Origin of the sequence: Hymenobacter sp. NBH84, from assembly GCF_014217645.1 — a bacterium.
Classification (GTDB): Bacteria; Bacteroidota; Bacteroidia; order Cytophagales; family Hymenobacteraceae; genus Hymenobacter; species Hymenobacter profundi.
In genome coordinates this window covers 728,312-754,518 of sequence record NZ_CP043644.1, presented here as the reverse complement: position 1 = coordinate 754,518, position 26,207 = coordinate 728,312, and the positions used below count along the sequence as shown (strand labels likewise).

At 57.0% G+C, this 26,207-nt stretch carries 23 protein-coding genes and 1 tRNA gene; 16 read left to right on the top strand and 8 right to left on the bottom strand.

Features of this window, described 5'->3' with window-relative positions:
• Window positions 1-93 precede the first annotated feature (93 nt).
• Window positions 94-792 carry a 3'-5' exonuclease gene (locus F1C16_RS03230; protein ID WP_185282935.1) on the top strand — a complete coding sequence of 233 codons (699 nt, stop codon included), beginning with the start codon at window positions 94-96 and terminating at the stop codon, window positions 790-792.
• Entirely contained in the window at window positions 785-2,686 is a 1,902-nt protein-coding gene (locus F1C16_RS03225) for a DUF294 nucleotidyltransferase-like domain-containing protein (protein WP_185282934.1), read from the top strand. Before F1C16_RS03230 ends, F1C16_RS03225 begins: the two co-directional genes overlap by 8 nt.
• Before the next feature lie 72 nt (window positions 2,687-2,758).
• Here the strand turns inward: F1C16_RS03225 and F1C16_RS03220 are convergent, their stop codons facing one another.
• A complete protein-coding gene (locus tag F1C16_RS03220) occupies window positions 2,759-4,105 on the bottom strand; it encodes a hypothetical protein (RefSeq protein ID WP_185282933.1) in 1,347 nt (448 codons plus the stop codon).
• Between the two features lie 185 nt (window positions 4,106-4,290).
• On the opposite strand from F1C16_RS03220, the gene F1C16_RS03215 reads away from it, so the two are divergent.
• The 3 genes from F1C16_RS03215 to F1C16_RS03205 are packed head-to-tail and all read left to right on the top strand — an operon-like array spanning window position 4,291 to window position 7,994.
• Complete coding sequence (locus F1C16_RS03215; protein ID WP_185282932.1) at window positions 4,291-5,439, top strand: hypothetical protein; 1,149 nt, start codon at window positions 4,291-4,293, stop codon at window positions 5,437-5,439.
• Between the two features lie 18 nt (window positions 5,440-5,457).
• Window positions 5,458-7,122 (top strand): BCCT family transporter, encoded by a 1,665-nt coding sequence (locus tag F1C16_RS03210; protein WP_185282931.1) that lies wholly within the window; start codon window positions 5,458-5,460, stop codon window positions 7,120-7,122.
• Window positions 7,119-7,994 carry a universal stress protein gene (locus F1C16_RS03205; protein ID WP_185282930.1) on the top strand — a complete coding sequence of 292 codons (876 nt, stop codon included), beginning with the start codon at window positions 7,119-7,121 and terminating at the stop codon, window positions 7,992-7,994. Before F1C16_RS03210 ends, F1C16_RS03205 begins: the two co-directional genes overlap by 4 nt.
• A gap of 15 nt (window positions 7,995-8,009) precedes the next feature.
• Here F1C16_RS03205 and F1C16_RS03200 read toward each other — a convergent pair whose 3' ends face one another.
• The 3 genes from F1C16_RS03200 to F1C16_RS03190 all read right to left on the bottom strand — a co-directional run bounded on the left by F1C16_RS03200 (window position 8,010) and on the right by F1C16_RS03190 (window position 10,040).
• Complete coding sequence (locus tag F1C16_RS03200) at window positions 8,010-8,618, bottom strand: MarC family protein (RefSeq protein WP_185282929.1); 609 nt, start codon at window positions 8,616-8,618, stop codon at window positions 8,010-8,012.
• A 98-nt stretch (window positions 8,619-8,716) separates the two neighbouring features.
• Window positions 8,717-9,397, bottom strand: a complete 681-nt coding sequence (locus F1C16_RS03195; protein ID WP_185282928.1) for a hypothetical protein — start codon at window positions 9,395-9,397, stop codon at window positions 8,717-8,719.
• Window positions 9,398-9,683: 286 nt separating this feature from the next.
• On the bottom strand, window positions 9,684-10,040 hold the full coding sequence (locus F1C16_RS03190; protein WP_185282927.1) for a hypothetical protein: 357 nt from the start codon (window positions 10,038-10,040) through the stop codon (window positions 9,684-9,686).
• A gap of 155 nt (window positions 10,041-10,195) precedes the next feature.
• Here F1C16_RS03190 and F1C16_RS03185 point away from each other — a divergent pair, with 155 nt between their 5' ends.
• Complete coding sequence (locus F1C16_RS03185; protein WP_185282926.1) at window positions 10,196-10,348, top strand: hypothetical protein; 153 nt, start codon at window positions 10,196-10,198, stop codon at window positions 10,346-10,348.
• A 71-nt stretch (window positions 10,349-10,419) separates the two neighbouring features.
• Here F1C16_RS03185 and F1C16_RS03180 read toward each other — a convergent pair whose 3' ends face one another.
• The gene (locus tag F1C16_RS03180) at window positions 10,420-10,959 is read right to left on the bottom strand and encodes a hypothetical protein (RefSeq protein ID WP_185282925.1); all 540 of its coding nucleotides are present in this window, start codon (window positions 10,957-10,959) and stop codon (window positions 10,420-10,422) included.
• A 206-nt stretch (window positions 10,960-11,165) separates the two neighbouring features.
• Window positions 11,166-11,239: transfer RNA gene (locus F1C16_RS03175), tRNA-Ile, on the bottom strand.
• Between the two features lie 150 nt (window positions 11,240-11,389).
• On the opposite strand from F1C16_RS03175, the gene F1C16_RS03170 reads away from it, so the two are divergent.
• The 3 genes from F1C16_RS03170 (at window position 11,390) to F1C16_RS03160 (ending at window position 14,084) form a co-directional block, all read left to right on the top strand.
• Window positions 11,390-12,043: an HAD family phosphatase gene (locus tag F1C16_RS03170; RefSeq protein WP_185282924.1), complete on the top strand. Its 654-nt coding sequence runs from the start codon at window positions 11,390-11,392 to the stop codon at window positions 12,041-12,043.
• The gene (locus F1C16_RS03165) at window positions 12,018-13,250 is read left to right on the top strand and encodes a site-2 protease family protein (RefSeq protein ID WP_258049010.1); all 1,233 of its coding nucleotides are present in this window, start codon (window positions 12,018-12,020) and stop codon (window positions 13,248-13,250) included. Before F1C16_RS03170 ends, F1C16_RS03165 begins: the two co-directional genes overlap by 26 nt.
• Before the next feature lie 201 nt (window positions 13,251-13,451).
• Window positions 13,452-14,084: a hypothetical protein gene (locus F1C16_RS03160; protein ID WP_185282923.1), complete on the top strand. Its 633-nt coding sequence runs from the start codon at window positions 13,452-13,454 to the stop codon at window positions 14,082-14,084.
• A 190-nt stretch (window positions 14,085-14,274) separates the two neighbouring features.
• Here F1C16_RS03160 and F1C16_RS03155 read toward each other — a convergent pair whose 3' ends face one another.
• The gene (locus F1C16_RS03155; RefSeq protein WP_185282922.1) at window positions 14,275-15,465 is read right to left on the bottom strand and encodes a phosphoglycerate kinase; all 1,191 of its coding nucleotides are present in this window, start codon (window positions 15,463-15,465) and stop codon (window positions 14,275-14,277) included.
• 269 nt (window positions 15,466-15,734) lie between these two features.
• Between F1C16_RS03155 and F1C16_RS03150 the strand changes: the two genes are divergently transcribed.
• The 7 genes from F1C16_RS03150 to F1C16_RS03120 all read left to right on the top strand — a co-directional run bounded on the left by F1C16_RS03150 (window position 15,735) and on the right by F1C16_RS03120 (window position 23,947).
• Window positions 15,735-18,461 carry a D-alanine--D-alanine ligase gene (locus tag F1C16_RS03150; protein WP_185282921.1) on the top strand — a complete coding sequence of 909 codons (2,727 nt, stop codon included), beginning with the start codon at window positions 15,735-15,737 and terminating at the stop codon, window positions 18,459-18,461.
• A gap of 169 nt (window positions 18,462-18,630) precedes the next feature.
• The gene (locus tag F1C16_RS03145; protein WP_185282920.1) at window positions 18,631-19,422 is read left to right on the top strand and encodes a PASTA domain-containing protein; all 792 of its coding nucleotides are present in this window, start codon (window positions 18,631-18,633) and stop codon (window positions 19,420-19,422) included.
• 112 nt (window positions 19,423-19,534) lie between these two features.
• Window positions 19,535-21,406, top strand: a complete 1,872-nt coding sequence (locus F1C16_RS03140; RefSeq protein ID WP_185282919.1) for a T9SS type A sorting domain-containing protein — start codon at window positions 19,535-19,537, stop codon at window positions 21,404-21,406.
• Window positions 21,407-21,431: 25 nt separating this feature from the next.
• Window positions 21,432-21,731 carry a rhodanese-like domain-containing protein gene (locus tag F1C16_RS03135; RefSeq protein ID WP_185282918.1) on the top strand — a complete coding sequence of 100 codons (300 nt, stop codon included), beginning with the start codon at window positions 21,432-21,434 and terminating at the stop codon, window positions 21,729-21,731.
• A 165-nt stretch (window positions 21,732-21,896) separates the two neighbouring features.
• Window positions 21,897-22,364: a MarR family winged helix-turn-helix transcriptional regulator gene (locus F1C16_RS03130; RefSeq protein WP_185282917.1), complete on the top strand. Its 468-nt coding sequence runs from the start codon at window positions 21,897-21,899 to the stop codon at window positions 22,362-22,364.
• A gap of 51 nt (window positions 22,365-22,415) precedes the next feature.
• A complete protein-coding gene (locus tag F1C16_RS03125) occupies window positions 22,416-22,847 on the top strand; it encodes an organic hydroperoxide resistance protein (protein WP_185282916.1) in 432 nt (143 codons plus the stop codon).
• An 86-nt stretch (window positions 22,848-22,933) separates the two neighbouring features.
• Window positions 22,934-23,947 carry an NADP-dependent oxidoreductase gene (locus F1C16_RS03120; RefSeq protein WP_185282915.1) on the top strand — a complete coding sequence of 338 codons (1,014 nt, stop codon included), beginning with the start codon at window positions 22,934-22,936 and terminating at the stop codon, window positions 23,945-23,947.
• Window positions 23,948-24,111: 164 nt separating this feature from the next.
• On the opposite strand, the gene F1C16_RS03115 is transcribed toward F1C16_RS03120, so the two are convergent.
• Window positions 24,112-26,049, bottom strand: coding sequence for an ATP-dependent DNA helicase RecQ (locus F1C16_RS03115; RefSeq protein WP_185282914.1), 1,938 nt, complete (start codon window positions 26,047-26,049; stop codon window positions 24,112-24,114).
• Window positions 26,050-26,207 lie beyond the last annotated feature (158 nt).

Here is a 26,207-nt window from a genome sequence, read left to right as displayed (position 1 = left end):
ATAGGTATGCTTTGCCAGCAGCAGGCTGAGGCGGCGTGCCCTACCTGCTATTTTCTTCTGTGGTGCCCTTGTTACGCCTAATACTACCGCTCTGTGGCTGCCGATTTTTTCTTGTTTGTTGATACGGAAACCACGGGCTTGCCCACTCGCTGGGACCAACCATACGCAGAGGAAGGCCACTGGCCCCACATTGCGCAACTGGCCTGGCAGGTATACACGACGGCCGGCGAGCTGGTGCGCGCCGATGAAGCGTATCTGCGCGTACCCGCCGGTACCATGCCCGCCGAAGCTGTTGCCGTGCACGGCCTTACTGAAGACTTTTTGCACACCCACGGTGCCGCGCCGCGCCCCGTACTGGAGCGCCTGCACCACGACCTACTCCACTACCGTCCGCAGGTAATCGGGCATTTTTTGCAACTCGATTTTCACGTGCTGGGTGCGGCGTTTCAGCGGGTAGGCTTGTCGAATCCGCTGCCGGCCTTGCCGCAGTTCTGCACTATGTTCAGCAGTCGGCCGCTGAGCCTGCGTGGACATTACCTGAAGCTAGCCGACCTGCACGAATATCTTTTCCAGGAACCGCCGCCCCGCCTACACGATGCCGTGGGCGACGCCGCTGCCACGGCTCGCTGCTTTTTTGAAATGCGCCGCCGGGGTCTGTTTGCTGCCACCGCCCCTACCCTACCGCGGCTGGTGCCCCCGGCGCCCCGCTCCTTCTGGGCACAACACCAACTACCGATTACCATCGGGGTGGCCTTGTTTTTTCTCCTTCTCTATTGGTTGATCTATGGATAACGTCCTGGCTTTTTTGCGCACCGTGGAACCCTTCCAACTCCTGCCCGACGACGTGCTGGCAGGGGTAGCCGATTTGGTAGAGGAAGTTCACTACCCCCGCGAAACCCTACTTTACCAACAAGGTACCAGCAAGCTGCGGGCATTGGACATCATTGTGGAAGGCGCTTACGACACCTTTTTCTACGATAGCGAGCAGCACAAGCGCCTACCCCTTATCTACCCCGCAGGCACCTGCTACGGAGGCATTTCTATTCTGCTGCACAAAAAACGCTCTATCCGGACGGTGGTAGTGCGCGCCCGTACGCGGGTGCTCACCCTCCCCCGCCGCGACTTCCGGGCGCTGTGCGTGTCCTACCCTGCCTTCTTCCACTTTTTCACGGCGCGCTACGGCGAGCAGATGCTGAACGAGGAGTTTGCCCACTTCGTGAAGCCCCGCGACACGCCCGAGCAAAATTTCCTGGTGGCCGACCAGCTGTTTTCGCGCCGGGTAGAAACGCTGGAAATGCGCCCCATCACGGCCTGCACGCTGGATACGCCCATCTTTGAAGCGGCACAGCGCATGGCCGCTGCTAAGGTGAGCTGCCTGTTTGTGACCGATGCCGAGGGTACCATTGTGGGCTACTGCACCGACATCACCCTACGCGACTCCGTGATTGCGCAGCGCCTCGACGCCAACCGCCCCGTGGCAGACGTGCTGGCAACGCCGTTGGTCACAGTCAGCAGCGGAGCTTTTGTGTATGAGGCTATTCTGAAGATGTTTCAGACCAAAACGCGCTACCTGCTGGTAGAGCGCGAGGGCGAGTTTCTGGGCTTCCTGAGCCGCAACAAACTGCTCAGCGACTTGGCCCAGTCGCCGTTTATGTTCATTCAGGCTGTGAAGCTGGCCCAGAGCACCCACGAGCTGAAGCGCCGCTGGGACCAGGTACCCGAGATTGTGCAGCAGCTGCTAGGTAGGGGCGTGAAGTCGGAAATCGTGAACCAGGTGATTACGGCCGTGGCCGATGCCATTGCCCTCAAGGTGATTGACAATGTGCTGGCCGAGCACGGCCCGGCCCCAGCCCGCTTCGTGTTTATGGTACTGGGCAGCGAGGGTAGGCAGGAGCAAACCCTGGTGACGGACCAGGACAATGCCATCATCTACGAAGACAAAGCCAATGAGCAGCGCGAGTTGGTGCGGGCGTATTTCCTGCGCTTCGCGGAGGCCGTGTCCGATCAGCTCAACCACATTGGGCTGCATTACTGTACGGGCGGCTTCATGGCCAAAAACCCGAAGTGGACGCACTCGCTCTCGCACTGGAAACGCAACTACCAGGAGTGGCTGCGCGAGTCGAACCCCGAAAACGTGATGCGCTTCGCTACCTTTTTCGACTGCCGCTACCTCTACGGCGACGAATCTATTATGGACGAGTTGCAAGCCTTTCTGCATCAGGAGCTCCAAAAGCCCTCGGAGCGCTTTTTCCGGTTTATGGCTCAGAATGCCCTGCAATACGAGCCGCCGCTTACCTTCCTGCGCAACATCCGCACGTTTGTGCAGGGCACCCAAAAGGTGTTCGACCTCAAGCGCACCATGACGCCCATTGTGGACCTGGTACGGGTATACGCGCTCCAACACCAGATTTTCCGGACCAACACCGGCGAGCGGCTGGCCCTGCTGCGCGAGCGGGGCGTATTCCGCGAAAAAGAGTACCAGGAGCTGCTACAGGCGTATTACTACCTGATGGGCATGCGCCTGCACAAGCAGGCCACCCAGCTCCTGAAAGACCGCACCTCTCCCACCAATTACGTAGACCCGACCACCCTTACGCAGGTGGAACAAGTCACGCTGAAAGAGATTTTCAAGGTGATTCAGGACTTTCAGCTCAAGATCAAGGTAGGCTTCACGAAGTCGTTTTAAGTATCGCCCTACGCAGGCCAAGAACAAAGTAGAGACGCATCCTTCCGTCTCTACTTTGTTCTATAACACAGCTTACTCCAATTGCAGCACCGAATCGGCGTACCTCCCGCGCCAGATACTACGAATGGTGGCTTGCTGACTGCCCAGGCCCGTATTACAACGGTATAGGTAGCTAGGCCGGCCCATGCCCGGCTCTACGCCCCGCATACCGGGCATGGCCAGGTGGCCACTGGGGTCCAGCTGTTTTATGCGGTAGTAGGAATATACCAGCACGGAGTCGCGGTAGGCGGGGGGCTGCTGCGCAAACCAGCTGATTTCGTCCCAGCCCCACAGAAACCAGTCGCGGTTTCGGTCGTAGTTGCACCCTACGGCGGCTTCGGCGCTCGGCCCACTATTGTCCAGCTCTACCAGGTAGGGATTGCGCACGGCCGTCCAGCCCAGCGGACTGAGGCCCCCTAGGCTGCGCTGGTGCAATCCTACGTTCGGATCAACCTGTATTGTAATTGGCTGCCGCTCGGGCGTGCAGCCTGGCGCCTCCTGGTAGTTCACCCAAATGGAGTGAAAATCGAGTACCAGTTGCTTTGTGCTATCGGAGGTAGGACGATACGACTGCCACTCGGCCAACGGCATAGTTTGCACCAGCTGCGGCTCGTAGTATATGCCACCAGAAGGCACGTGGCCGTCGCAGAGCACCACGCCGCGGTTCTGGGTAGCCGCATAGGTCCTGATTTTCTGGAGCAGCGCCCACCACTGCGCGTTGCCCACGTCGCGGCGGTTCATTACTTCTACTTGTCCGAAATGAATGGCCTCGCAACCCGCCGCGAGGTAGCGCGTGGCCATGTAGTAAAACCACAATTGGGCTTCCTGAGTGGTGACATCGGGCGTGAACCGACGCATACTTTCAGCCATCGGACCATCGTAGACGCGGTACTGCGCGGCGGGTGCCGGGTACAGCATCTCCTGACAACGAAAATTGCGCCGCGCCACAGGCAGCCCAAACGCCCTGAATACTCGCGCTGGCACGGCTATGTTGTTCACACTCTCTGATACATACTCGAATACCGCCGCTTGGCAAATCACTTCCCGGTCGTGGGCCTGGATGCGGCGTACATTCCAGCGGACCTGTGCAAATAGAGCATCATGCGCGGCTTGGTCGTAGGCGTTTTCCCACCAGCCCCCAATGCGGCTCACAAACTTGGCGCCCACGTTGTGCAGCATGGCTATGTTGCGCCGGCGTTCGGCTTCGCTCAATTTGTTGACACCCTCTATTTCTGACTGCCCCTGCATGGTAATGGCGCGGTCGAGGTAGTTGTTGAGCACGTTCTGGCTCATCGTACCCTGGAAGCGGTAGGTTTGGGCGTAGCTGTGACTATTGAGGAAGCAGAAAAACAGGAAAAGCCAACGGAAGCGAAGTAGCATCACGAGGAAGGATGGTGAAGTGGAATAACGCTGCCATACGCAGAATCCACATTCCGAACTTCCAAAAGGGATTTGCGAAAGAGCCTCTGGAAGCTTAGCGCCGCGGTAAAGCAAATACACTTTTTGCGAAACGTTTTTCGCTTGACTTCGTCCAACCTAGCCAGGAGTTCACCTAACGCCCCTCTATGCATAAAACAGTTTTACTTTTATTTCTCTGCTTATTCGGCACGCTGTGCCACGCACAAGACCTAGAGGACAAAGACAATGAAAAGCCTGCCCTGAAGCTGGGCGGTGCGCTGCGCTTCAACTACAACCTCTCTACTTGGAAACAGGACCAAGTGGAGCGGGGTGGCGATTTTGGCTTTGATATGTTTCGCATCAATGCGGAGGCCGCCTATAAAGGCATCAAGTTGAACGCCGAGTTCCGGCACTACTCGCAGGCATTTGGGGGAAGTTTCCTCAAGCAGGGCTGGTTTCAGTACGATTTCTCGGATGCTGCCCAGCTACAGGTAGGACTGAACCAAGTGCCCTTCGGCATTCAGCAATACAACTCCAACAATTGGTTTTTCAACATGACCTACTACCTGGGATTTGAGGATGACCACGACATGGGCGTGAAGTACATTCACGACCGGGGCCGCTGGCAGTGGCATGCGGCCTACTACAAAAGCGCGGAGGATTTTGTGTTCAGTTCGGCTGAAGCCAGCCCCAACCGCTACTCCTACGACGTAACCGGACGCAACAAGGAGAACAACCAGCTAAATTTTAAATTGGTCCGGCGCCTCGACGACAGCCTGGCCCACGAGTTGGGCGTTTCCCTACAGGGCGGCCTCCTCTACAACCTGGATACCAGGCGCAACGGCACCCGCTACGCCGGGGCGGTGCACTATGAATTTAAGCCTTCCTATAGCCGCTGGAGCATGAAGCTACAGGCCATGCGCTACCGCTTTCAGCCAAAATATGCCAACGGTGCGGCCTTAAATTTCGTTGAGATGGGGGCGTACGGCGCCAACTACAGGGTAGCTACCAGGGGCGACCTGTATACGGCCAACGTAGCTTACCGCCTCCCCATTGAGACCCGCCTGCTACAAAGCATCACGTTTTACGACAACTACGGCTACTATTCGAAAGACGTCCGTGGCTTCGAGAATTCGCACATGAACGTGCTGGGGGCCTTGTTTGCCGCCGGGCCCATGGCCATCTACACCGACGCCGCCTTTGGCTACAACCACCCCTGGTTGGGACCTGAGTGGGAAAATGCCTTTACCAGTGGCACTCCCGGCAACACCCGTTGGCACATGCGATTCAACATCAACATGGGCTACTACTTCTAGAAATCAACAGCACTGCATATGAGCAAAGTTAGGAATGAGGCGAAAAAATCGTTTGGGTTGGATGTAAACGGGCCCGTGTTCTGGCCCTCCATCGTGATACTTGTCCTCAGTATCGTGCTCGTTTTGGTCTTTCGGGAAAGCGCCGAAACGTTTTTCGCGGAAATACAGACTGCTGTCACGTCCAACATGGGGTGGCTATTTATTCTGAGCGTAAACATTTTCGTGGCGTATTGCCTGTTTCTGGCCTTCGGCCGGTTTGGCAATATCCGGTTGGGTGGTCGGGATGCCCGGCCCGAGTTCAGCACCGGTTCCTGGTTTGCCATGCTGTTCAGTGCTGGCATGGGCATTGGCCTGCTTTTTTGGAGCGTGGCCGAGCCCATCAACCACTTCCAGACGCCCCCGCTTGGGGAGCCGGGCACGCCCGCCGCTGCCCGCCAGGCCATGAATTTCACGTTCCTGCACTGGGGCTTTCATGCCTGGGCCATCTACGCGCTGGTGGCGCTGGCGCTGGCCTTTTTCACCTATAATCGCCAATTGCCTCTTACGGTACGCTCGGCTTTCTACCCGTTTCTGGGTGAGCGTATTCACGGTATTATTGGTGATGTTATTGATATTCTGGCGGTTATTGCTACCCTCTTCGGCCTGGCTACCTCGCTGGGTCTGGGGGTGAAGCAGGTGGCGGCGGGGCTACACCACGTATTTCCAGTCATCATCAACAACGTTACTACCCAGATTAGCCTGATAGCCATCATCACGGGTATTGCTACCATATCGGTGGTAACGGGGGTAGACAAAGGCGTGCGTATTCTCAGCGAGTGGAACGTCCGGATTGCCTTGCTGGTACTGGTGGCGGTGCTGTTTCTGGGGCCTACGGTGTTTATTCTGGGTTCTTATGTGCAGAACACTGGCTACTACATTGGGAGCTTTATGCAGCTTTCTTTTTGGAATGAAGCTTACAGCAATACCAACTGGCAGGGTACCTGGACGGTGTTTTATTGGGCCTGGTGGATTTCGTGGGCGCCGTTTGTGGGCATCTTCATTGCGCGCGTCTCCAAAGGCCGCACCATCAAGGAATTTGTGCTCGGGGTATTGATTGTCCCTTCCCTCCTCTCCTTTCTGTGGATGACGGTATTCGGCAGCACTGCCCTGCGCGAAGTATTGGGCGGCAATACGGCCGTAGCCGAGGCCGTGGCCGCCGACGTATCGACAGCCCTGTTTGTCTTTTTCGAGCAGCTTCCTTTCTCTAATATTCTGTCGGTTATCGGCATTGTGCTCATCACCGGGTTCTTCGTCACATCCTCCGACTCTGGGTCGCTGGTGGTGGTAAGTCTTACCTCTGGCGGCCGGCCAGACCCTTCTGTTGGCACCCGCGTGTTCTGGGCCCTGTCGGGCGGAACCATTGCGGCGGTGCTGCTGCTGGGTGGCGGGTTGCAGGCCTTGCAAACGGCTGTTATTATCACAGGACTTCCCTTTGCTATCATTTTGCTACTCATGTGCTATAGCTTGTATAAAGGGCTAAGCGAAGAACTGGAAGAAGAAACGAAGCTCGGCAGCGCCCAGCAACGCAAAGATTATCAGCAACTGGTAGGCGAGATGCTGGCCAAGCGGGCGCAAAAGCAGGACGCCAAAGCGCCTCAAACAAGCACTCCTACCCCCTTACCCCCAAACGCCGCGAAACTATGATTGCCATTGACGCGATGATGGTCTGCCTGGACCTGAGTGATATAGACGAAAAATTGGTGGCCTTCGCCCGCTCTATCTGCGAGCGGCTGCAAGTAGGCAAAGTGTACTTTGTGCACAACGTGAAGGTAGCCGAACTGAGCGACGACTTTCGGGAATGGTTCGGCAATATGGACCTGGCCACCGAAGTGGAAGGCAACATCAACGACATTGTGGCCGAGCATTTTGGCAATGCTACGACGTATGAGGTACTCGTGGGCGAGGAGCCGAACACCGAGGTGATGCTGGCCGAACTAGTGAAGCGCTACCAGATAAAGCTGGCCTTACTGGGTAAAAAAATGAGCGACAAGAGCACCGGCGCCCTCGGCACCAAACTGCTCCAGGTGCTGCCGTGCAGCGTGCTTGTCTTCCCCGAAACGGCGGTAGCAAGCATTCATAAAGTTCTGCTGCCGCTGGATTTTTCGGCCACCTCGGTTCACGCCCTGCGGCTCAGCCAGAACCTGTCCACCCAGTTGGGGCTGCAACTGGAGATACTGCACGTGTATCGGCTGCCGACCCAGTACTTCCCGCTTATCTCGGAAGAAAAGGCCGTGAAGAAGGCTGAAGAAATCGTGAAAGAGCGGTTTGCCACCTTGCAGCGAAAACATCAAGAAACCGCCGGCGTGCCCTACACCCTGGTGCGGGCCGCCAACAAAAGCGTGGCAGAGCGCATTCGCCTACACTTGGGCAAAGGCAAATACGACCTGCTGGTACTCGGCCTGAAAGGCAGCAACCCCCTACCCTCCCTGCGTCTTGGCAGCGTACCTAAGGAAATCTACAACATGGACCTGCCCATTCCGCTGTGGCTGGTTTATTCCGAGGAGGTGATACGGTAGGCGCTACGGCCAAGCCTACCCAGCGGCCCGCATCAGGTTAGTGATACCGGTAGTAATCATATCAACGCCGATAGCGCCCAGGAAAAAGCCGTTGATGCGCAGCAAAAGCTCCATGATTTTGTCGAAGGCAATCTGAAAACTTTTGCTGCGCATGGTGCGGCGCATTTGCTTCAACCCCATGATGATCAGGTAATTGATTAGCATAATCAGGACCAGTGCTACTACCCCCTGCCACAGTTGCAGCTGCTCCGACATCAAGACGGTGAGCGAGATAGTGCCGGCCCCTACCATGAAGGGCAGCGCAATTTCGGAAGCCAGGTCGTGCAGGTCGCCTTTAATCTGAATGAACGCCTTCTTTCCCTGCACAATAAAAATGTAGGCAAAGGAAAACAGCACAATGCCGCCGAATATCCGGAACGACTCGAAATTGATGCTAAATACCTTCTGGAAAACCAGGTCGCCGAATAGCAGGAAAACCAGGTAGATGCAGAAAGAAATAGTGCTGGCCTTCAGAAACACCGATCGGAAATCCCTTTCCGAAAGGTCTTGCATAATCGGCTTCAGGTACAAAAACAAGGCAAACGGGTTCAGCATCACCAGGAAACTGACTATAGCTGCTATCATCAAATCAGGCTACTTAACGGGTTTGGGATGGGCCACCGAAAGGTGGCCTTTCTATTGTGTAGGGCAGCGATGCGGGTAGGAGCACCGCGAAATGGCGGCTACAGTGGTACTCTGGGGTAATTGGCTACCTCTTTCTCCTGGCCGCCTTCGCTGCTTAGTAAGCGGCTGGGCCGATTGCGCCGTGCTACCTCGTGCGCTTTTTCGAGCGCCTGTGTTTCATCTGCAAACCCCTCAACGAGGTCGTGGTTGTGGTCTAGCACCTGCCATTGCGCGTTCTTCTCGTTCCACTGCACGCGGTAGATCTTTTCCGCGGCCTGCCCTTTGTTGCGGACCCAATCCAGAATAATCTTCCCGTCGCTGTGGTTGCCATCGGGGTAGGGCATGGGCAACAGCGCAAAAAAGATGTAGTACAGGGAGAAATAGGTGAACTGGTAGGTAAGCATGCCCGACTCCAGCCGGCCGCTCTCGATAAGATAGACCACTGCCACCGCAGACACGGCATTGAAAAGCGAGCCTCCCGCAAAAATAAGGACGTTGGCCAAGCGATGGTTATGCCTCAGATTGTCGAAGGTGCACTGGCCGTACCAGAAGTAGTATTGGCGCACCTCCAACATGCCCAAACGGAATATCACGTCGCCGGAACCCACAGTCACCTTAATGTTTTTGCCCCCCATCAGCCAGGCAAAAAACACGTGTCCCGCCTCGTGCAGAAAAGAAATAACTGGCAGCACCAGGAAGAAGGCCAGAAAGAACTTCGGGATGTCACTTACTCCAAACATATGACTACGTGTACGGAGAAAGGGGTTATCCGTGGCTAATTCCTTGAAGCAAAAAATAGAAGCGCTTCCTTAAAAGGAGCACCGTAGGATGCCTTACCTTCCAATATATTCGGGCGGGCAGAACATCGTTCTGAGCACACAGGAAGGATATTCCAAAAAAAGAACCGTTATCGGCCAGGGTAGCAGGCATCTTCTTCGACTATCAGAAAGTACATGCCCTACTCTATTGCAACACAAACGCCCCGACCAACCGGCCGGGGCGTTTTGCGTGTTTCTATATAGAAGCTTACAATTTTCGAAAACCCAGTTTCTCGACTGTGGCTAAATCCTTTCGTCGAACACCGCCCTCTAATATGATTCCTGTTTTGCAGTGGCAGGCATTACAAGGCTCATATTCCCCTGTCTGGGCTGCCTGCAACTGATCAGTTTGCACACCTTGCTTTTGGAGGTAGGCTGTTGCCGCTGTCTCAAAGGCCGTTACGCCAGTTGAGTCAGCAATCCATGGGTCAGAACATGCGGTTTGTGCGTAGCTTACTTGTACGAGTTCGTCGGCGGCCGGATCGGTGTCTTTGTCTTGGCATCCTGATAAAGCAAGGCCGCCCCAGCAACTCAGCGCACAGAAAATAATGTGTGTAAACTTCATAAGGTTGGGTATAGTGGGTATAGAGAGTAGAGGCATCACTATGGTATATGGTTGCATGCAGTAGTCACTATGTTTTGCTATGCCTATTCCATCTCACGCTTCCTACAATCTAAATTCGATTAAGCATCTGGGTGTTCGGAAGACCCTACTTGACCATGCGCTACGAGGAAAAAGATACGGTGAATTTCTGCCACATGGGCAGCTTCGTTGCTGAGGTGTACTATGATCTGGAAGTTAACCACCTGCACCATTGCCGCGCGTTTCTCCGGAAAGAGGAACTGGAAAATTACGCGGTGTATATTGACTAGCCGGAGTTATAAAAGGAACGCCTTGGCCGGATTGGCCAAGGCGTTCCTTTTATAGTTGCTATGTGGAATTCTCAAATAGTAAATTCTTTATATCGAACCCGGAAAGTCCCCTTCTCGAAGCGCTTCAATTCCACTTTTTTCGTAAAGTGTGAATCTCGCTGTAATGTAGCTTGGAAGCGACCTTCTACAACCTTCTCTACTGTATCAATCCGAATGATTTCGATAGTAGGCACGTTGAGTGAATCGCTACGAAAACTATCGGTTACAATATCTTCGTTTTCTGTTTGAAGCCAAAGAGCTTCTGGATTTTGTATTTGGGCTGGTGTAGATTTCACCAAAGCATCAAATCGCTCTTTTGGCATAGAAAATTGCAGATACAAAGAGGTATACTTTTCCGTTGATGAGGGAGTTCCAGCAGATATTGAAAATATCTGCTGAGTTTTATGGTAGGCAGCACTACCCCGCTCTAACCAATTCTTGCCGTTTTGCTGGGCGTGAACATAAAATTCCGATAGGGACTCTTCTGGCAGCGGCTCAATTGAGTTTTTCTCACATGCCGTTAAAATGCCTGCAAGGAAAGTAACCACTAGGTAAGTAGAGAAATACTTCATCGTAGAGAATAATAAGTTGTTTTTATAGAGGGTGCTGGCAACTTAGTGAAAGGTTGCATACTATGAGGTACATAGCTTCCTTAATCTTTACACCACATTTATACTAGTAAACTGAATACGAGGACGAAAGAAACCATATTTGTCGGCAAAACTGTAGGCAATACAACAAAAAAGCCTCTTCCCTGTGAAGGAAGAGGCTTTACTTGTGGGCCCACTTGGAATCGAACCAAGGACCTACTGATTATGAGTCAGTTGCTCTAACCGATTGAGCTATAGGCCCGATGCGTACTAATCTGACAGAGCAGGTTGGTTTCGCTGCTGCAAACTTCGAAGTTTGCGGGCGAATTTCCAATTTTAATCCGCGTCGGAGTGGTTCCGAGCGGACGAAACCTACCTTCGGGCGGCTGCGAGCCGCCCCTACCTAACCCGTATGACGAAGAAACCCAATCTGCTGTTCGACTTTGGCGGCGTTATTATCAACATCGACTACCAGCGCACGCTGGATGAGATGCGCCGTTTTAGCCCGGCGGGCAGCACCATTGCCTTCAACCAACAAGCACAGGCCGAGCTGTTCGACCAGCTAGAAACCGGCCGCCTCACGAGCGAAGCATTTCGGGAGGGGCTGCGCACGGGCTACCAGCTCACGGCCACCGACGACGAGCTGGACGCCGCCTGGAACGCCATGCTGCTGGATGTGCCCGCTGAGCGTCTGGCTCTCATTTCTGAGCTGCGCGAGCAAGGCCACGAAACGGCCCTGCTCAGCAATACCAACCACATGCACATCAACGTTATCAACCGGCAGCTACAGGAGCAGTACGGCTTCGCGCACGGCATTGCCGATGCGCTGGACCGCGTGTTTTATTCCCAGGAGGTAGGGCTGCGCAAGCCCGGCGAGGAGATTTTCCGGCACGTGCTGCGCGAAATGAACTGGAAAGCCGAGGAAACTCTTTTCATTGAAGACAGTATCCAACACATTGAAACAGCCCGCCGCCTGGGAATACAGACCCTGTTCCTGGCGCCGCCGCTGACGCTCACCGACGCTTTGCCCGACGCCATTCGTGCCTTCTCCCCTACCTCTGCCTGACGCCGAAGCCCCCACGGCTGCCGACGATTCTGCTTCCTATACCCTAGCCGATGCCCACAAGGCGTTCGTGCGCTACGAGCGGCCCGAGCCGCCGCGTTGGCGCGTGTATAGTCTGCACCTGCTGCTGTTTCTGGTTACGCTGGTGACTACCACGCTGGCCGGTATTATGCTCACGCGCGGCGGGTTGGATTTCCTACCCCTCGACGTGTTCGGGCTGCGGGGTGAGGCCTTGCGCACAGAGCTGAGCCGGGGACTATGGTTTTCGGTGCCGTTTCTGGGCGTGCTCACGGTGCACGAGTTTGGGCACTACTTCACGGCGCGATATAACCGGGTGCGCACCACCCTACCCTACTTCATTCCGTTTGTGCTGGGCATTGGCACGTTTGGGGCGGTTATTCGCATCAAAGACCGGATTTTCTCGCGCCGGGAGTATTTCGACATTGGCCTGGCCGGGCCGTTAGCGGGCTTCGTGGTGGCGGTGCCATTGCTGATGTACGGCTTCACGCATTTGCCACCGCTGGCAGATTATCTGTTTCAGATTCATCCGGAATACCAGCAGTTTGGGGCCGATTATGCGCGCCACGTGTACCCACCCGGCGCCCAGGGCATCACCTTTGGCAAGCCGCTTATTTACCAATGGCTGGAAAGCTGGCTGGCCGATCCGACGCGTTTGCCGCACCCGTATGAGTTGCTGCATTATCCTGTGCTCCTAGCGGGGGTGCTGTCGTTGTTCTTCACGGCCCTCAATCTCCTACCCATTGGGCAGCTCGATGGAGGGCACATCCTGTACGGCTTGCTGGGTTACCGGCGCTTCAACCGGCTGTCTACGGTGCTGTTCATCGGCTTTATTTTCTATGCCGGATTAGGAATTTTCTCCCTGCACTCTGACCGCGACACGTGGCTCTACGGCGGCGTGCCTTACGCGCTGTACCTATTTGTGGTATTTCGTAAGCTGCTGCCTACTCCCGCCCGCACGGTGTTGCTGGCGGCAGCCGTGTGGTTTGGGCAGCTGGCACTTACGGTGGCCCTGCCTGGTGTGCTGGGCAACCCTGGCTGGCTGGTCTTCGGTCTGCTATTGGGTAGGCTGACTGGTGTGCACCACCCACCCGCCCCCGACGAAAGTCCGCTGTCGCCGGGTCGCAAGGTGCTGGGCTGGCTGATGCTGGCGATATTTGCACTGTGCTTCACCCCGGCACCGTTTCATTGATGAATAGTGAGTGATGAGTTTGTGCAGTTGTGAGTGAAGAAAGCCTGTCATCCTGCGCTTGCGAAGGACCTTCTACCCGTTGAACGAGTCGTTGTTACGCCTGTTGTTCTCATGTGAGAAGGTCTTTCGCAAGCGCAGGATGACAGATGTATTTTCTATTCACAAACTCACCGCCCACCACTCCCAACTTGCACCCACTGAATGGTTTTAGAACAACGCTCGCTTTTCTCTACTACCCAACTTACGTTGCGTGCCCACGGCGTACACGTCAGCAAGCGCTCTGTCACTGGCGACGTGCTGCTGGAATTTGAAATGCCGTACGAAGAGGTATTGCCCGTGCGCGTGGAGAAGCGCCGCCCTACCCTGCCGCACCGCTGGCGCACGTGGCTGTTTGTATTAGGCTGGCTAGTGGTGAATGCGTTAGGCAGCTCCTACGTGCGCGACCGGCTGAGTCATAACGTGTGGCTGGCCGCTACGGGCGGCGTATTGGTGCTGGGTTTGATGCTGTACGGCTGGAACACCTGGCGGCGCTATTTTGTGCTCGTCACGGCCCGCGCCCACGTGGTGCTGTCCGATAGATGGCGGCAGCGTCGGGAGCTGCACCGCTTCGCCGACAAGCTGGAACAAACCACCAAGGCCTACTTTCGCCACCACTACGCCGACATCAACCCCCTGGGCCTAATTGAACCTCAATTACGCCGCCTGCATTGGCTCCGCGAGCTAGAAGTCATCACCGAAGCCGAAGCCCGCATCGGCACCGTGCGCCTCACCGGCCGCCACTCCGACACCATCCAAAGCATGGGCCAGGAGCTGGAAGCGCCGTATGTGAACTAAGGGTGAAGTTGTGAGTTTGTGAAGTTGAGAAGGCGAAGTGAAAAAGCGTCTGTCATCCTGAGCGGAGCGAAGGACCTTATGCCAGTTGAACGACACTCGTACCAACGTGATAATGTCCTTCGCTCCGCTCAGGATGACAGACGCTTTTTCACTTCGCCTTCTCAACTTCACAAACTCACAACTTCACCTTCTACCCCAACGCAGCTACGCCGGGTAGCTCTTTGCCTTCCATGTACTCCAGGAGGGCGCCGCCGCCGGTGCTGATGTAGGAAACCCGGTTGGAATAGCCGAGCTGGTTCACAGCCGCGGCCGAGTCGCCGCCACCAATGAGGGAATAGGCGCCGTTTTCAGTGGCTTCAGCCACGGCGCGGGCTACGTACTCGGTGCCCAACGAGAAGTTCGACATTTCAAACACGCCCATCGGACCGTTCCACAGAATGGTTTTGGAGTCGCGGATGATGTCGGCGAAGATTTCGCGCGACTCGGGGCCAATGTCCAGGCCCATCCAGCCAACCGGAATGCTGTGGTTGCCGGCTACCTCAACATCGGCGTCGTTGGCAAATTTGTTGGCGATAAGGCTGTCGCCGGGCAACACCAGGTTCACACCTTTCTCCTTGGCTTTCTGGATGAGGCTGGCGGCTAGGTCGACCTTGTCGGCTTCCAGCAGCGAGTTGCCGATGCTGCCGCCCTCGGCTACCGAGAACGTGTAGGCCATGGCGCCGCCAATGATCAGGTTATCTACCTTATCTAGCAGGCGCTCAATAATTTCGATTTTATCCGAAATCTTGGCGCCCCCCATGATAGCGGTGAAGGGATGCTCGGGGTGGTCGAGTACTTTTTTGGCGTTGTCCAGCTCGCTTTGCAGCAAGTAGCCGCCTACCCGGTCTTCAGGGGCGAAGTACTGGGCCATCACGGCCGTAGAGGCGTGGCGGCGGTGGGCCGCACCGAAGGCGTCGTTCACGTACACGTCGCCGAGGCGGGCGAGCTGCTGGGCAAATGCAGGGTCGCCTTTCTCTTCTTCGGCATAGAAGCGCACGTTGTCGAGCAGCAGGATTTCGCCGGGTTGCAGGTTATTCGCCATGTCGGTGGCTTCCTGGCCGAGCACGTCGCCGCCGAATTTCACTTGCTGGCCATACTCTTGTTGCAGGCGCAGCCCCAGGTTGTAGAGCGAGTTTTTCTTATCGGGGCCACCTTTGGGCCGACCCATGTGCGAGAGCAGCACCACGGAGCCGCCGTCGGCCAGAATTTTCTTGATGGTAGGCGTAGCAGCCCGGATGCGGGTGTCGTCGGTGATGCGCAGCTCGTCGTCGAGAGGCACGTTGAAATCGACGCGCACCACCGCGCGGTGGCCGGCAAAGTTGTATTGATCGAGCGTTTTCATGGGTGAAACGGTTGGGTTAGGTACCGTCTTATACGCGACGGCGCCGCGTAGTTCGGGAGAATTTTGGAAATGTTGCGTGTTGATGCGTGTTAATTTACCCATCATCCTGAGGGGAGCGAAGGACCTTCTCACGGTAGAACGAGTCGTTGTGACGCCTGCCGTTCTGCCGTGAGAAGGTCCTTCGCTCCGCTCAGGATGACAGACGCACAATAACGCTACCCTCCTACGCGCTGCTTTTCCGCGCTACTCCTCCTACCTTTGCACTACGTATGAAAATAGGCATCTTCTTCGGCGGCACTTCGCGCGAGCGGGAAATTTCGTTTGCGGGCGGCCGCACGGTATATGATAATCTGGACAAGGCCCTGTTTGAGGCCGTGCCCATCTTCGTGGACAGCCGCGGCAACTTTGTGTTGCTGGATTGGCAGTACATCTACAAAGGCACCATCCGGGACTTCTACCCGCCCGTGTCGGCCCTACCCGCCTCCGAGCACAAGCTGCAAGTCTACCTCGAAAGCCTGGGTGACTTGACGCAGCAGGAGCAAGACCAGATCATCAGCGAGGTAGGCCGCCGCGTGGCCCCGCACGAGCTGCACGAGCTGCTGGACTTTGCCTTCTTAGCCTTGCACGGCCCCAGCGGCGAAGATGGCGCCATACAAGGCCTGCTGGAGTGGTACGGCATTCCGTATTCCGGCTCGGGCATTCTCCCCTCAGCATTCGGCATCGATAAGATTGCCCAGAAGAAGTTGCTGAAAGCATTGGGCCGCCCTACCCCGGGTTTTCGGGTGATAACGCAGGAAGATTGGGATGCCGCCGACCCGGAGGCTACTCTTGCCTACCTCACGCGGGAGCTGGGCCTACCCCTCGTATTCAAGGCCCCGCGTCAGGGTAGCAGCATTGGCGTGAGTATCCTGCGCGACAACGACGTAGCCAAGTTCCGCGCCGCCGTGGAACGCAGCCTGTTCCGCAAAACCGTGTACCGCTCGGAATGGGCGCAGTTCACGGAGCGCGACAAGCTCGTGTGGGTGCAACAACTCACCGACATCCGCGAAGGCATTGGCCTGCCAGTATCACTTGAAGCTGATAGCTCTGAACAAGAAGCCAGCAGCCAATTACTGTACCATCCGGAAGAGCTGCTACGCGTTCTAAACGAGGCTTTCTTGACCGCCGACGAAGTGCGCCTAACCAACGCCGACGGCGAAACGCAGGTGCTGGTGGAGCAGTTTGTGCACGGGCGCGAGTTTTCGTGCATCGTAGTGGAGGACCCCACCGGCAACCCATTGGCCCTACCTCCTACCGAGATTGTGAAGGGCGAAGAGATGTTCGACTACCGCTCGAAGTATCTGCCCGGCCTCTCGCGCAAAATCACGCCTATCGACCTGCCAGAGGTCGACATTCAGCGTATTCGGGAGCAGTGCGAGGAGATGTTCCGCACGTTTGGCTTTCAGGTGTATGCGCGATTGGATGGCTTTATGACGAGCGATGGTGAGCTGTTTTTGAATGACCCGAACACCACCTCGGGCATGTTGCCGGCATCGTTCTTCTTCCACCAGGCCGCGGAGATTGGGCTGAATCCCAGCCAGTTCCTTACCTACCTCGTGCGCACCTCCCTGGCCGCACGGCGGCGGGCAGGCATGAAGCCGTTGCAACTGGCTGGCCTCTTGTCGCAGTTAGACGAGGCCGTGGCCCAACGCCAGCAGGAAGACCGTCCGCGCACTAAGGTGGCCGTGATAATGGGCGGCTACTCTTCGGAGCGGCACATCTCAGTGGAGAGCGGGCGCAACATTTATGAGAAGCTGTCGTCGTCGGCCAAGTACCAGCCGGTACCGGTGTTTCTGACGGGTAGCAGCGAGGATTTCCGGCTGTACGTACTGCCTATCAACGTGATGCTGAAGGACAACGCCGACGACATTCGGGAGAAGATTGAGCAGCACGAGGCCGGCCACGATCTGCACCCGATCTTACAGCGCATCCGCCGCGAAGCCGAGAGCATCACCAGCACCTATGCCGGGCAGCCCACGGCCCAGCCCCGCCACATCTCCTTCGAGGAGCTGGCCCAGGAGGTAGACGAGGTATTTATTGCCCTGCACGGCCGCCCCGGCGAGGACGGCGCCCTGCAAACCGAGCTGGAAAAGCACGGCCTACCCTACAACGGCTCGGGCACGGCCAGCAGCAGCATTACCATCAACAAGTTCGAAACCAACAAGCGCCTGCGCGAAGCGGGTCTGCGCGTGGCCGAGCACCGCATGGCAACCCGCCTGCAATGGGAGGCCGACCCCGAAGGTTTCTACCACGAGCTGGAAACGCAGTTCCCCTACCCCTTCATTGCCAAGCCCGCCGACGACGGCTGCTCCTCGGCCGTGAAGAAAATCAAGACGCGGGAGGAGCTGGTGGCGTTCTGCCGCCTCATCTTCCGCAATCAGCAAGACCTGATGCCCGACGCGGCCACTACCCTGCACCTTGGCTTCAAGGAGGAGTTTCCGCAGAAGGACGCCTTCCTGGTGGAAACGCTGATTGACCGCGACGGCGCGGCTCACTTCCTAGAAGTGACTGGTGGCCTGCTCACGCATTGGAGCGAGAACGGGGCGCTGGAGATTGAAGTGTTCGAAGCGTCGGAGGCGCTGGCTACGGGCGAGGTGCTGAGCTTGGAGGAGAAGTTTTTGGCTGGTGAAGGCCAGAACATCACTCCCGCCCGCTACGCCTCCGACCCTACCGAGCGCCAGCGTATTTCCGATGAGGTGAAACAGGAGTTGCGCCGCGTGGCTGAAATTCTGGACATCCAGGGCTACGCCCGCATCGACGCGTTTGTACGCGTGCGCCAGACCGGCGCCGTGGAGGTGATTATCATCGAGGTAAACTCCCTACCCGGCATGACGCCCGCCACCTGTATCTTCCACCAAACGGCCCTCAACGGCTACACGCCCTACCAGTTCATCGACCAGATTCTGGAGTTTGGCAAAGCGCGGCAAGAGAAGGCAGCGTTGGAGGCCCGAGAATAGAAAACCATTTGTCATCCTGAGTGCAGCGAAGGGCTTTATTACGCAAGAACAACAGGCGCAATAACGACTCGTTCTACCCTGAGAAGGACCTTCGCTCCGCTCAGGATGACAAACGGTTTATTCCCACCCTCAATTCTTAATTTCGAATTCTTAATTTTTAATTGAATAAATGGCTTTCCTGAAATCCGATACGCCTTTCGACGTGGTGAAGCACCTGGTGGTGATTGGCGTGCTGGGCGCGGCGCTGCTGTTTGCCTTTTTCTTCGTGTACCTGCCGATTTCGACCAACCACGGCGAGACCATTATGGTGCCGAAGGTGACGGGAATGCAGATGGCCGACCTGGAAGATTACCTCGACGAACGCAACCTGCGCTATTTCGTGGACGACAGCACGTATGAGCCCGGCGTGCGCCCCGGCACGGTGCTGATGCAAGACCCCACGCCCGGCGAGTTTGTGAAGGAAGACCGCAAGATTTACGTATCGGTGGTGAGCAAGAACCCGCCGCAGATCAAGATGCCCAGGCTCACCGACGGCTCGGTGAAAAATGCGCAGATGATTCTGAAAAGCTATGGCTTGTCGGTGGGCAAGATTACGTTGGTGCCCGATCTGCGGCAGAATGAAGTGCTGAAGCAGATGATGAATGGCAAGGAGTTGGCTCCCGGCGCGGCCGTCACCAAAGGCACCAAGATTGATCTGGAGGTAGGCGACGGCCTGGGCAACCAGGAGTTCCCAGTGCCCAACGTGGTGGGCATGCCTGCCGACGAGGCTCTGACACTGCTTGCCGGCCAGGGCTTGCAGCCAGGTGAGAAATTCTACCAGCCTGCTACCACCGACCAGCCTGAGGGTACGGTTATCAAGCAGCGCCCGGCGGCTACTGGCAATGCCACCATCCGTATGGGGCAACTGGTGGATCTATGGATTGCGGGCAGCGAGCCTACCTCGCTCACGCCGGTAAACTAAAGCGGCGCCGGGTGGTATTGAAGTAGGGTAGCGCGGAGCTGGCTGGCTCCGCGCTACTGCTTTCGTACCAAACCGCCAGCCCTAACGTTTAGCGTCCGTAACTTGCCTGCCGATGAACTATCTGCTACGCGTCTTTTGCTTTTTGCTATTGCTGACGGCGTTGGCTGTACCCAGCCGCGCGCAAACGGTGCGCCCCCTCGAAGCCGACCCAGCGCGAACTACCAACGTCCGGCCCCGCGTGGCGCAACGCCCGGCCCTGGTTTCCCTACCCTTCTTCGATGATTTCACGCTTCCGGTGGAAGGTGCCCCCAGCCTGACACGCTGGCTACCGGGTGGCGCGCTAGTTAACAACCGCTTTCCGGTGGCCCCGCCCAGCCGGGGCGTAGCTACTCTCGATGGGCTGAGCGCCAACGGCCACCCCTACGGTCCTTCCACCGCCTACAACGACACGGATACGCTTACGTCCCAACCCATTGACCTTGCCGGTCTCACGGCAGCCGACTATGTATACCTGAGCTTTTATTGGCAGGCCGGCAGCATAGTGGGCGCCCCGCAAGCCAACAGTGGAGCGCGCCCTGTGTACCTACAACTGGAGTTTCTGGACCGCAACCAAGCGTGGCAGGTAGTGTGGCAACAGCTCAGCACAGGAGTGCGAACTACGTTTCAGGAGCAGTTTTTTGCTGTCAATACTCCTGCCTACTTGCACGGCAACTTTCAGTTTCGCTTTCGAGCAGTAGGTAACTTGGCTACTACCCGCGATGCCTGGAGCATCGACTACGTGCGGCTCGACCGCAACCGCTCCGCCACCGATAACTCCATTCAGGATATTACTACTAGTGTTCCTCTCAATAGCCTGTTGAAGCGCTATGCAGCCATGCCAGTGTGGCAGTATAATGCAGCGGCAAACCCAACGGATGAGCTGAACGACCAGGTAACGACCACGGCAAACAACTTCGACGCCATTGTGCCCACGCCCGTGCCCTACATTGGCACCGTCCAGGTATTGCCCAACGGGGCACAGGCAGTTTTTTTGAATGAGACTCGGTCATTGGATGCCAGTGCGCGGCAGTTCCCCATCACGGGTAGTCTGCGCAGCACGCCCCTACCTCTCACCGCTGAGCCTAAACGCGTGCGCCACCAAGTGGTGCTGAACACCAGTGAAGCAACCCCACGCACCCTCCCCAACGATACGATTTACCGGGTGACGGAGCTGAACAACTACTACGCCTATGACGACGGTTCGGCAGAGGCAACCTTCAACGTACCGCGCGGCAGCACTGGCCCAGCCGGCTACTTTGTGTATCGCATCGACCTGAATAAGTCCGACCAACTTCAGGGCCTGCGCCTGTATCCTCTTCCTTCCCCTACCGCTACCAGCCAAGGCATTGTAATAGCTGTATGGAATGATAATCAAGGCAAGCCTGACCGAGAGGCAATAGCCACGCGTGCCTATGCCGTGCCCACTACCCTCCCGGCTGGGCAGCAGTATGTAGATGTCAATTTTGCCGCTCCAGTCCCCGTTAGTGGCACTTTTTACGTGGGCTTTGCACCCACCAGCGACTTCCTGAATTTTGGGGCTGATCTGAATAGCAGCGTTCCAACTGGCTATCTGCTATCGGGCTTCAATGGTACCAGCACCTCCCAGGGCACTTGGAATGTTGCAACGGCTATACCCGCCTACGCACCCATGATGCGCCCGCTGCTTACCAATGGCATTACTACGGCTACTACGCCGGCCGGAGTAGCGGCTGCTCTCACGCTGTATCCCAATCCTAGTGCTGGCCGGGTGCGGGTAGAGGGGCGCTACCAGTCGGCTACAGTGCTCGATGCGTTGGGCCGGGTGGTCTGGCAGCAGCCCGTGGCGCAAGCCGGACAGGCCACGCTGGATTTGCAGGCTCTGCCAGCGGGTCTCTACTTGATACGCCTTACCCTCCCCGACGGCAGTACCATCGTTACCAAGCGCTTGGTTATCAGCAAACCGTAATTTTCATTCCCTCCTTTTTTTATCCATGGCCGACATCACCGCCCCCGAACTCAAGCAACGCCTGCAAGCCGGCGAAACACCCACCATTATTGACGTGCGGGAAACCTGGGAAAACGAAGAATCCCGCATCGACGGCAGCCAGAACATTCCGCTGGGCACCCTACCCGACAAGCTCGATGATCTGGAGGAGTTGAAGGATCAGGAAATTATTGTGCATTGCAAAAGCGGTGGGCGGTCAGCCTCAGCTAAGGCCTTCTTGACCCAGCAGGGTTTCACGAATGTGCGCAACCTGCTGGGCGGGATGCAGAGCTACCAACAGAGTTAATTTATTATTTTTCAGCAGTGTATGCTGATCCGCCTACCCTGGGCCGGGGTTGTATCCTACCCAGGGTAGGCGGCTTGGCGTATCCTTTGCATATAGGTTGTATATAAATTTAATTTTACACAATTAAACATTACGTCCGCGTACCAGTTATTATTGCACTTTCTCATGGCACAAGCTCCCGAACCTACTACGTCCGAAGAAGATTTCTCGCTGCTGAAGCTGGAAAATCAATTGTGTTTTCCACTCTACGCGGCGTCGCGGCAACTCACCAAGGCCTACCAGCCCTATCTGCGTGAGTTGGATCCCGATCTGACGTATCCGCAGTACTTAGTGCTGCTGCTGCTGTGGGAACACCAGGAAATGACGGTGAAGGAGCTGGGCGAAAACCTGCTGCTGGACTCGGGCACGCTTACGCCCCTGCTTAAGCGCATGGAGCAGAAGCAGTGGGTAAGTCGTCGCCGCGACCCGCGCGATGAGCGTTCCGTCATTATTGGACTACTGCCGGCGGGTGAGGTATTGCAAAAGCCGGCCTGCTCTATTCCGAAAGGCTTGTTGGCCCACCTCGAAATCTCCACGAAAGAGCTGGCAACGCTACGCCGCCTGCTCGATCATGTTATCAAGAAGCTTACCTGACGCCGTTATGCGTCGCACTTTTACTTTTTTTCATTTCCCTCCCTTAGTTATATGAGCATTCAACGCTTGTACACGGCGAAAGCCAAAGCTACCGGTGGCCGCGACGGCCGCGCCCTCTCCAGCGACAACGTTATTGACCTTCCCCTCAGCACACCCAAGGAGATGGGTGGCCCTGGCAAAGAAGGCGCTACCAACCCCGAGCAGCTATTTGCCGCCGGTTACGCCGCCTGCTTTGACGGCGCCCTGAACCTGGTAGCCCGCCTGGAGAAAACGCCTATTTCGGGTAGCACCGTAGAAGCCAGCGTGAGCTTCGGCAAAGACGGCGACAACTACGGCCTAGCCGTAGATCTGCACGTGAACATCCCCGGTATGGAGCAGGAGCAGGCCGAAGCCTTGGTAGCCAAAGCGCACCAGGTATGCCCCTACTCGCGTGCCACCCGCAATAACATCGAAGTCAACCTGTCGACTTCCACCAACGCCTAACGGCCCTGTCGTTGCGCAACGCGTTGCTTTCCCGCTTCGTTGGGAAAGCAACGCGTTTTTGTTTTCCACCCTTTTCATACCACACCATGAGCAACCGCACCATTCTGCTGGCTAGCCGCCCCCAGGGCAAGCCTACCTTCGAGACGTTCCAATTTGAAGACCGCGAGCGGCCTACCCCCTCCAAGGGTCAGGTAGTGCTGAAAACTCTCTACGTTTCCGTTGACCCGTACATGCGCGGCCGCATGAGCGATGCCAAATCCTACATACCGCCCTTCGAAGTAGGTCAGCCAATTAGTGGCGGCGTAGTGGCCGAGGTAGTGGAAAGCCAGCACCCAGAGTTGGCAGTAGGCACTGTGGTGACCGGCAACCTGCCGTGGCAGGAGTATAGCCTGTCGGATGGCAAGGGCCTGACGCCGGTGCCTACCGACGGGCCGCCCATTAGCTACTACCTGGGCATATTGGGCATGCCGGGCCTCACGGCCTATTTCGGTCTGCTTGATATCTGCCGACCCAAGGAAGGCGAAACCGTAGTGGTATCCGGCGCGGCCGGCGCTGTGGGCTCGGTGGTGGGCCAGCTGGCCAAGATCAAAGGTGCCCGCGTGGTAGGCACCGCCGGCTCCGACGAGAAAGTGGCCTACCTCAAAGAGTTGGGTTTCGATGAAGCCATCAACTACAAAACCACGCCCGACATTGCCCAGGCCCTAGCCGACGCCTGCCCCGATGGGGTAGACTGCTATTTTGACAACGTAGGCGGCGAAATTACTGATGCCGTGTACAATCTGCTGAATACCCACGCCCGCATCGCGCTCTGCGGCCAGATATCGACTTACAACGCCGAGGAAACACCAGTGGGTCCGCGTCCCGAAGGCAAACTACTCAAAACCAGCTCTCTGCTACAAGGCTTCATCGTGAGCAACTACGCCAAGCGCTTCCCCGAGGGCGTGCGCGAGCTAACGCAGTGGGTAGAGCAGGGCAAACTCACTTTCGAAGAAACCATTACGGAAGGATTCGACCAGATTCCAACGGCTTTCTTGGGCTTATTTACCGGCGAAAACACCGGCAAAGCCCTTGTGAAAGTAGCCGACCGCGACGCCGCGTAGAGCGGATGGTAATCCTACCTTAAAAAGCAGGATACATCTAGCAAGGCTGGCGAGGAAATTGCAGCACCCCCTCCAGGTACCTTTTAGTAGAATTAGCCCTTCTGCCGAATGGATGAGCACAGCCCCGGCGCCTTTATGGTAGCCGGGGCTGTTTGCGTATAGGACTATTCGGCAGTACCTTGGCGCATTAGCCGGCCATCAGAGGCATAGCGAAGTTGCCCCAGCTCCACCAGTTCCCGCAGTAAGACGGTTACTTCGTTGGCTTGGGCGGGGGCAAACTGCGCTACAAGTTCACGGGGTGTTTGAGGAGTAGCCGATAGCAGGCGTAGCATTTGCTCGCGCAGGGCCGGGGTGGGTGCTGGGGCCTGCGCTTTTTTCTTCTGGGCCAGACAGTAGTCGCACACGCGGCACGGCGACGCGTCTAACTCACCGAAGTATTCCAGCAGCAGTTGCTGCCGGCAACGGCCGCCATCGGCATAGCGCAGCACGGCCTCGGTTTTTTCCTGCGCAAGTGCGCGGGCTTGGTTCAGGTATTTCTGGTTGAGGGGCAGCTTGTCGGCATCGAAGCGCGGGGTAGTGAACAGGGCCTGGGGCGCATCGTGGCGGGGTTGGTAGTGGATGATGTTGGAGCGATGCAGGAACAGCAGCATTTTGCGCACATCCACCACGCTCACCCGTAAGTGCTGGGCTAGGCTACTTTCCGAAATCCGCTGAAAGCCCACAAATATTTCGCCGCCATTGAAGCGCAGCAGGGACTTAATCAGCGCGTCGTGCTGGGCGTTGGCTACCTGAAAGCGGTACAGGTCGGAGTGGTCGATGGGGATGTGCACGCGGGCGGGATTATTCACGGCCTCGTTCAGCTGCACAAAGCCCTCGCGCCCCAGCGTGCGTAGGGCGTTGTGCGCGTCCAGGGCCTTAATGCGGTAGGTTTCGGCAAACTGCTGCAAATCGAAATCGAACGCTACTAGCTCACCGCCGCCCACTGCCGTGCGCGAGAAGTTGGCCAGCGCCTGGTACACGCGTCGCACCGTATCCAGCGGCGGGTGGGCCTGTTGGGTGCGGCGGCGCAGCTCGTCGGCATCGTTGGGCCCTTGCAGCAGCACGGCAAAGGCGTATTTCTCGTCGCGGCCGGCCCTACCCGCTTCCTGGTAGTAGGCCTCTAAGTTATCGGGTGCGTCGAGGTGCACTACCAGGCGCACGTCGGGCTTGTCGATGCCCATGCCGAAGGCGTTAGTGGCCACAATGACGCGGGTGCGGTCCTGCATCCAGTCCAGTTGGGTGCGGTGGCGCACCTCGGCGCCCAGGCCGGCGTGGTAGGGTGCAGCCTTCACTTGGTGATGCTGAAGGTAGGCAGCGGCGTCTTCGGTCTGGCGGCGCGTGCGAGCGTACACAATGGCCGTTTTGTCGGCCCCTACCCCGCGTACCACTTCTAGCATCCGGCGCAGCTTGTCCTCCGTGGCCAGCACCGAGTACGACAAATTGGGCCGGGCAAAGCTCTGCTGAAACATCCGGTAGCCCGGCCGGAAATGCAGCTTTTCCACAATATCCTGCTGCACTTGCGCCGTGGCGGTGGCCGTGAGGGCAATAACCGGCGCATCAGGTACTAGCTCGCGCAGGGCCGCAATCTGGAGGTAGGGCGGCCGGAAATCGTAGCCCCACTGCGAGAGGCAGTGCGCCTCGTCTATGGCCAGTAGGCGCACACGCATCTTCCCTACCCTGGCCCGAAATATATCCGTGAGCAGCCGCTCGGGCGACACGTACAGGAACTTCACCGGGCCATACACGCAGTTGTCCAGCGTTTGGTCGATTTCTTGGTGACTCATGCCCGCGTACACGGCCTCGGCCTTGATGCCGCGCTTTCGCAGGTTTTCCACCTGATCTTTCATCAAGGCAATCAGCGGCGACACCACCAAGCACAGCCCGTCTCGCGCCAGCGCCGGAACCTGAAAGCAGATGCTCTTGCCGCCCCCCGTGGGTAGCAGGGCCAGCGTATCCTGTCCCGCCAGCACCGAACGGATGATATCCTCCTGCATGGGTCGAAACTGGTGGTGACCCCAGGTTTGGCGGAGTACATGCAAAATGTCGTCGGTGGCGGGTAGCATAGGGGGCAAAGGTACTATGGCCGGTGCCTTTTCTACTGCCTTTGGCTTGCTGAGCCTGCTATGCACTCACGTCTCCGGTTTATTTCTCAATGTATAGCATTTCGTTATTAGATAAGGGGCTTAGGAAGCAAAAAGCGAGGAATGGGGCATAACTTCCT

Bases quoted from the DNA above. Each gene is read 5' to 3' on its own strand.
- F1C16_RS03225 (WP_185282934.1), top strand. From the start codon at position 785: ATGGATAACGTCCTGGCTTTTTTGCGCACCGTGGAACCCTTCCAACTC.
- F1C16_RS03220 (WP_185282933.1), bottom strand. From the start codon at position 4,105: ATGCTACTTCGCTTCCGTTGGCTTTTCCTGTTTTTCTGCTTCCTCAAT.
- F1C16_RS03215 (WP_185282932.1), top strand. From the start codon at position 4,291: ATGCATAAAACAGTTTTACTTTTATTTCTCTGCTTATTCGGCACGCTG.
- F1C16_RS03210 (WP_185282931.1), top strand. From the start codon at position 5,458: ATGAGCAAAGTTAGGAATGAGGCGAAAAAATCGTTTGGGTTGGATGTA.
- F1C16_RS03205 (WP_185282930.1), top strand. From the start codon at position 7,119: ATGATTGCCATTGACGCGATGATGGTCTGCCTGGACCTGAGTGATATA.
- F1C16_RS03200 (WP_185282929.1), bottom strand. From the start codon at position 8,618: ATGATAGCAGCTATAGTCAGTTTCCTGGTGATGCTGAACCCGTTTGCC.
- F1C16_RS03195 (WP_185282928.1), bottom strand. From the start codon at position 9,397: ATGTTTGGAGTAAGTGACATCCCGAAGTTCTTTCTGGCCTTCTTCCTG.
- F1C16_RS03190 (WP_185282927.1), bottom strand. From the start codon at position 10,040: ATGAAGTTTACACACATTATTTTCTGTGCGCTGAGTTGCTGGGGCGGC.
- F1C16_RS03185 (WP_185282926.1), top strand. From the start codon at position 10,196: ATGCGCTACGAGGAAAAAGATACGGTGAATTTCTGCCACATGGGCAGC.
- F1C16_RS03180 (WP_185282925.1), bottom strand. From the start codon at position 10,959: ATGAAGTATTTCTCTACTTACCTAGTGGTTACTTTCCTTGCAGGCATT.
- F1C16_RS03170 (WP_185282924.1), top strand. From the start codon at position 11,390: ATGACGAAGAAACCCAATCTGCTGTTCGACTTTGGCGGCGTTATTATC.
- F1C16_RS03160 (WP_185282923.1), top strand. From the start codon at position 13,452: ATGGTTTTAGAACAACGCTCGCTTTTCTCTACTACCCAACTTACGTTG.
- F1C16_RS03155 (WP_185282922.1), bottom strand. From the start codon at position 15,465: ATGAAAACGCTCGATCAATACAACTTTGCCGGCCACCGCGCGGTGGTG.
- F1C16_RS03150 (WP_185282921.1), top strand. From the start codon at position 15,735: ATGAAAATAGGCATCTTCTTCGGCGGCACTTCGCGCGAGCGGGAAATT.
- F1C16_RS03145 (WP_185282920.1), top strand. From the start codon at position 18,631: ATGGCTTTCCTGAAATCCGATACGCCTTTCGACGTGGTGAAGCACCTG.
- F1C16_RS03140 (WP_185282919.1), top strand. From the start codon at position 19,535: ATGAACTATCTGCTACGCGTCTTTTGCTTTTTGCTATTGCTGACGGCG.
- F1C16_RS03135 (WP_185282918.1), top strand. From the start codon at position 21,432: ATGGCCGACATCACCGCCCCCGAACTCAAGCAACGCCTGCAAGCCGGC.
- F1C16_RS03130 (WP_185282917.1), top strand. From the start codon at position 21,897: ATGGCACAAGCTCCCGAACCTACTACGTCCGAAGAAGATTTCTCGCTG.
- F1C16_RS03125 (WP_185282916.1), top strand. From the start codon at position 22,416: ATGAGCATTCAACGCTTGTACACGGCGAAAGCCAAAGCTACCGGTGGC.
- F1C16_RS03120 (WP_185282915.1), top strand. From the start codon at position 22,934: ATGAGCAACCGCACCATTCTGCTGGCTAGCCGCCCCCAGGGCAAGCCT.
- F1C16_RS03115 (WP_185282914.1), bottom strand. From the start codon at position 26,049: ATGCTACCCGCCACCGACGACATTTTGCATGTACTCCGCCAAACCTGG.